Genomic DNA, 6,029 nt, shown 5'->3' on the forward strand with positions numbered 1-6,029 from the left:
TTCATCGGGAGAACGGTTATCTTTTTCTTTGAAGGAACCTGATGTTTGATTTTGTTTCACCCATTTATCAAAGGTAGAAGGTGTCAATTCGTACTCGCGAATGATGTCCTGTCGGGGTTTATTATTTAAATATAACTGGACAATTTGGTTTTTGAATTCTTCTGTATAAGTTCTGCGTTCACGTTTGCTCATTGTAAATCTCCTCATCTTATATTGAGTTTAAGTGTACTTGACCTTATTTTATCTGTCCAGTTTAGTGTAACCTATCCATTATAACCTTTAAGGAAGATATGATTGAAAGAGATATTGAGGAAGCGTTGGTCAGAAATCTTACTCGGCTGCTTTTAGAACTGGGAAAAGGTTTTGCATTTTTAGGAAACCAATATCATCTTAATGTTGGTGGAGACGACTTTTACATAGACTTGCTTTTTTACAATTTGAACCTTCGTTGTTATGTTGTCATTGAGTTGAAGACAGGCGCATTTAAACCGGAATATGCGGGTCAATTAAATTTTTATCTGTCAGCAGTTGATGGGATGCTAAAAAAAGAAATAGATAATCCTTCCATCGGTCTCTTGCTTTGTAAGAGCAAAAATGATTTGGTTGCTGAATATTCACTAAAGGATATGAGCAAACCATTGGTGTGAGTGAATATAGAGTTACTAGTGATCTCCCAGAAGAATTAAAGGAGCAATTACCTTCTGTTGCGGATATTCAGAGCCGAATGAAATAATATCCTGCTTGACTGTATCTGAAAGACAGAGGAATTAAGGGGAATGTTATTTCATTTTTGTACATGTAGATCATTAAGGTGATTTTTTGTCATTTTTTCAATAGTTAGATCGTATCACTGAGAGGGCGTAATTTGTTATGAGAAATGAACTTGGGGTCCATTATGGACTCCAAGTTCATTTTATGGTAAGAAGTGTTAATGTTTTGAAAAAGTGATAAAATGAGACATAGAAGATAATAGCGATGATATTCATAAATGAGGTAATATGCTTATCAAAAGTTTGTTGTGAAAGGAAGGTAGATTATGAATAATAGGCAGCAGGCAACTGAAAAAATAACAGATTTTCTAAAATCAGAAAATAAAATTCTGTTGTTAACAGGTACTTACCAATATGAAAAGCATAAATTGGTATTACAACAAATAGCGAGATCCGTATTATCGCCGTCCTCCATATTATTTAGAGCAAATGGTATGGACAATGTAAGTTCTTTTCTTGGAAAATCTACAACCAGATTCCAAACGGGAACGCCTTACAAATTGGGCAATCATAAATTATTTATAGATACAATTAATGTAGGTTCTTGGAAAAGAACGTATGACGAGTATGATTTTGCGATATTATACCCTATCGATTCGGTACTTAAAATGAAGAATAAGGAAGCTATTTTGGACGACCTTTGTATTCATCGGCACATTGGAAAAATATTCATTGTTTCATGGACAGATCATGAAAGCGATGATTACTTATGGCTAGATAAATATCAACTTGATGATCGTGTGATTTTTGATGCTGAAGAGGAAAATCCCAAATATCACGCGAGGGTTTTAGAACATTGGTAAGAGTTTTCAGTAACTGAGTATTGTGGATGTAGGAGGAATTTGATGTCTGAAGTAGGTAAAAGAGGTAGTTCGCGACGAAAAGGTGATGAATACCAGGACAATATTGCGTTGCGACTAGCTTTAAAAGCTTATATTGATCGTAAACCTTTTGATATGTTTCTTGAGTACGAAAAATCTGGAAATCTTGATGACATCGTTATGTTTCAAGGCTCCGATATCTCGGCTTATCAAGTCAAGTACGCAATAAATTCGCTCGAGAACTATGACACGGCTGATCTACTCGATCCTGAGAGCCCAGTTAGTTTCAAAAAATTTGCTGCAAGTTGGCAAATTATGAAGCAACGTTTTCCTGAGCGAAATCTTACCGTGTGCTTATGTTCAAACAGAGGTTTGAGTAGTGTTCTCCTTGATCTTGTGGATGTAGACGGGAGATTTTCATGTGAGGTTATAGAGGATCGTCGGCGTGGCGAGGCTAAAAAACTGCGATCGAAATTAGCCTCTATATCAGGTCTTGATGCAGACTCATTTGCAGAATTCTTGAGAGACTTCAAATTTGTACTACGACAGCCGATCCTGTCAGAGATAGAACAATATATTCGAACAGTTCTTCTCGACAAGGAACTGGGGCTTTCAGATGATAGCATTTTTTTGGATCTTAAAAATGCTATAAAAAACAATGCGATTTTTTCGCGGGAAGCAATTACCACCCAAACTATTGATAATCTCTTAGAGAGGCTTCAGAGCCAGTTGCTTACCCCTCAAGTATTCCCAGTTAATCAGAATCACTTCGTAGAACAAAAATCTCTTTCGGAACAACTTGACGAGGTATTACCGAATATTAACGGAGGATATCTGATTGTTACAGGACTTCCGGGTAGTGGAAAATCTACTTCACTGACTATGTACTTCAATGCGCTTAGCAGTTCTAGTTATGAAGTGTTTAGATATTACTGTTTTGTTGGAGTTAATGATAATGCTCAAAGAATGCGTGTTCAGGCTGAGAGTCTCCGGGCAAACCTTCTTAGTGAGTTCCAAAGGAGATATCCAGATGTCCTTAAAAGACGTTTTGATTATAGCGAACGTAACTTCCATGAATGTCTTGCAGCACTAGCCAAGTTTTTTGTGGATCATGGGCGTCGATTCATTATTTTCCTTGATGGGCTGGATCATGCTGAACGGCTTGAGAGCGAAATCAGGGAAACGGTGATTTCAGCATTGCCAGCAGATGTTCCGGAGGGTGTGACCATAGTTGTTGGTACACAGGAGTTGCACAAGTGGCCATATTTTCTTAAACGAGCGAGAGAATGTCCGGATAGCCATATTAAGATGCCGCTATTTTCCGAAGTCGAGACAGGAGATTATCTGAAAAATAAACGGGGTATTTCAGGCCTGACATATGCAGACATTGCAAAGCTTCACAAAAAGAGTGAAGGTCTACCTCTATATTTGAGGTATGCGGCTGAAATTATTATTTCAAGTGAATCAGTAATACACGCTATTGATTCTTTAACTCCTGCCTCGGGTGGGGATATTCGTAATTATTACGGATTACTATGGGACGAATTTGAAAGAGTTGGTATGGCAGACGCAAAGCACCTATGTGTAGTAATGGCTTGTATGCGTTTTAGTGTACATAGGGATGAATTTTATAAGATTGCGGCACTTAATAGGTCAGCTTTTGAAAATGCCTACAAATGTATTTGCCACCTTTTGCGCGATTCAGAAGATAGATTAACAGTGTTCCATAACAGCTTTCGTGAATTTGTGATTAATCAAGTACCTAACGATTGGGTTAAAGAGATAAAAATTAATATTTGTACATTTTTAAAAGATAATAAAGATTCTCCCCGTTGGTTTAACCATATTTTTAAATGCTGCTATGATGCTGAAGATTACCTTTATATCTTTAATGAGGTGAACGAAGAATTTGTGGATCGTGCATTACTACATTGTAGACCATCTTCAGAAATCCTAGATGCTATACATTGGGCGGTTGAGGCAGCATTCAATCAAAAAGATATTGTTCAACTAAGTCGACTTGGAGTATTGAAATATAGAACTGGTGAGCGGCTTGAATACAATCTTAATCGAGTCCGGTTAGCGGGTGCTCTTCTTGCTTTGGGTAGGGAACAGGATGTAATCACCTTTGCTTATTCACCAGAAGCCAATCAATGGCTTGTAGAAAGCCATACTTCGCTTGCGGTTATGTATAGATTGGCTGAAGTAGGAAAATTCGAGCTTGGACGGCAGCTTTTCGATGTTTTTGTAAATGAATTTCGAGGGGTTGATTCCGATAACGCAGATGATGAAAGGCTGCAAGTCATTGGGTTAGCACGATGCCTAGGAATTTATGAGGACAAGCAGGCACGGCCACTACGGTGGCTTGCGCAGTTCAATTTTTCTCCTGGAATTTTGGAGGAGCAGGACATATATGTCCCAGCCTATACTCCACATTTAGATGCTTATATCGATACACTAGTTAAATTCGGTTTTACAGACAAGTGGAATCGGCTCAAGCGAGTGAAAAGACTATTCCCAAGTAATTTGGTGAAATATCTTTTAATTCGCGCTTTTGCTCGCCATAATCTAATTAATGAACTACGTACTGCTGTGTCCGAGTATTGGGAGCAGGAACAGCCTTCGAATAATGTTGAGCTTGCATTTTATGCGGCCAAGGTTGGTATGACTGTTTCCGAGGTCACTGCTATTGCAGGAAGTATTGAAGCACCGAGAATTTCAGCGCCAGACTATATTCCCCGAAGCGATCCGATGCTGAGACGCTGTGTATATGCTTTCACTGTTGTTGCCTATGAGGGAAATGAGGAAGCCTATAAAAACATAATCTCCTCGGTTGGTATAGATCGAACGCTTTGGAACTCGGCTCTTAGACATTTACTCATGGCATGCCACTGCATTGGAACGTCATTTAGAGGCACTAGTCATAGCTGGTATGAAGAAGCGCAACAGAGTATAAGTATACTTGTTCAAGCCGAACAAGGGGATGACGAAAGAATCTTTGAGTCGATTGATCTAATCAGAGACGTTATACAACTGTCTATTGGGCTTTTAACTGAACAGGTACAGAAATGCTTTCCAGAGCATCTAAACGAATGGGTCAAGAAAATAGGCACCTTACGCGATTCTTTACTGTGGACTACACATTACGGAATAGGGGAATCCTGCCAAAATTATGATTTTGAACTTCGGATTTTGGAAATTATTGCAAGAATTCCGCAGGTGTCAACCAGACTTGCTCCAATTCTGAAAAGCTGTGCTGAAACCTATGAAGAATCGACCTTACTGAAAGGGGGGACACGTTCGGATCATTTCATTTGGCTTGCAAATATTATGGCTAAGTGCGGGATGCGTGATGATGCTGACACGTGGCTACATTATGGCATACGCTCGTCACTAATATACGGCTATCATAAGGATGTCACTCTTTCATACTTAATCGATGTTCTTGATCTTATCAACCAGCGTCAATCTGCACAGGCACTTGAGCGGTGTGCTCATGTGTTATTAATGGTGGATTGGATGCCACATCTTACAGATGGCAGGGAGACCAAATGGTTTCTACAGATGGCGTTCGAGTCTGTTCTAAAGGTCAATAGGCAAGCTGCATTGGATCTACTCATAGTTTTTTCTAAGAACAAAGCAAGATGGAAAATGCAGAATTGCCTTGAGGCTTATCTTCTCGGGGCCACGGGTGGCGACCTTGAATATCTGTGGCTTCTCACCGAAATATTTACCAATCATGATAGTGAAGATGGCACACACTGTAAGCAAGTTATGGGAACCAAACAACATATCGTCAATTTGGCACATGAATTTTGCTCCGCAGAAGTGTACCGAGACTTCGAATACCGTTTTAAATGCTTTATACTAACAGAAATTACGCCGAGGCACTGGCCAAATGAACTCAAGGAAGAAACAGGCATCTCAATTAATGCTGATATTAAAAATGGTGATAAACCTGAAGTATTAGCAAAACAGCTATCTGAGTTCAATCTGGATGGTGAAAGAATAACCATTGAAGGTATAGCTGAGAAATGCAAAGTAGCATTTAGTGATTTTTTAGATACGATTAATAAGTTGAAAAATCAGAATGAGCATTTCTACGAACGTGATTTAGTAAATACCATTTTAAGATATCATATAATGGCTTCCCAGTCAGTGAACGATCTCATCCAAATCAAGGAATATGCTGAATCTGAAGGTCGTTGGCAGGATGCAACTATAAATGAACAATTAGCTGAACGCTTCATGGAATTTGGAGACCATAGTAATGCCATAGTATGCTTTGGAATGGCTTATGCCTGTTATGGAGGCTGGTCTCGGTGGCACGATAATACAAAATTGGTATGTCAACACTTTATTAGACAGTTATTTTGAGGTGTGCACATTTGTAGTCTATTGGGCTTAAATAGCCTAATGTTGAATGAATTCTTTTGCT

At 38.9% G+C, this 6,029-nt stretch carries 4 protein-coding genes; 3 read left to right on the forward strand and 1 reads right to left on the reverse strand.

The window, feature by feature from the left end; genetic code table 11:
• Positions 1–192 (reverse strand): transposase (locus F606_RS0120050; protein WP_019553720.1); only part of this gene is annotated, 192 nt, incomplete at its 3' end.
• 80 nt (positions 193–272) lie between these two features.
• On the opposite strand from F606_RS0120050, the gene F606_RS22085 reads away from it, so the two are divergent.
• From F606_RS22085 to F606_RS0120065, 3 genes are all read left to right on the forward strand, one after another.
• Positions 273–647 (forward strand): PDDEXK nuclease domain-containing protein, encoded by a 375-nt coding sequence (locus F606_RS22085; RefSeq protein ID WP_281166790.1) that lies wholly within the window; start codon positions 273–275, stop codon positions 645–647.
• A gap of 389 nt (positions 648–1,036) precedes the next feature.
• Complete coding sequence (locus tag F606_RS0120060) at positions 1,037–1,573, forward strand: hypothetical protein (RefSeq protein WP_019555653.1); 537 nt, start codon at positions 1,037–1,039, stop codon at positions 1,571–1,573.
• 42 nt (positions 1,574–1,615) lie between these two features.
• Positions 1,616–5,968 (forward strand): AAA family ATPase, encoded by a 4,353-nt coding sequence (locus F606_RS0120065; RefSeq protein WP_019555654.1) that lies wholly within the window; start codon positions 1,616–1,618, stop codon positions 5,966–5,968.
• The last annotated feature ends 61 nt before the right edge of the window (positions 5,969–6,029 follow it).

The organism is Propionispira raffinosivorans DSM 20765 (assembly GCF_000381065.1).
Classification (GTDB): Bacteria; Bacillota; Negativicutes; order Selenomonadales; family Selenomonadaceae; genus Propionispira; species Propionispira raffinosivorans.

What these genes read in the sequence shown, in the direction of transcription:
- F606_RS0120065 (WP_019555654.1), top strand. Translation starts at nt 1,616, where the DNA reads ATGTCTGAAGTAGGTAAAAGAGGTAGTTCGCGACGAAAAGGTGATGAA.
- F606_RS0120060 (WP_019555653.1), top strand. Translation starts at nt 1,037, where the DNA reads ATGAATAATAGGCAGCAGGCAACTGAAAAAATAACAGATTTTCTAAAA.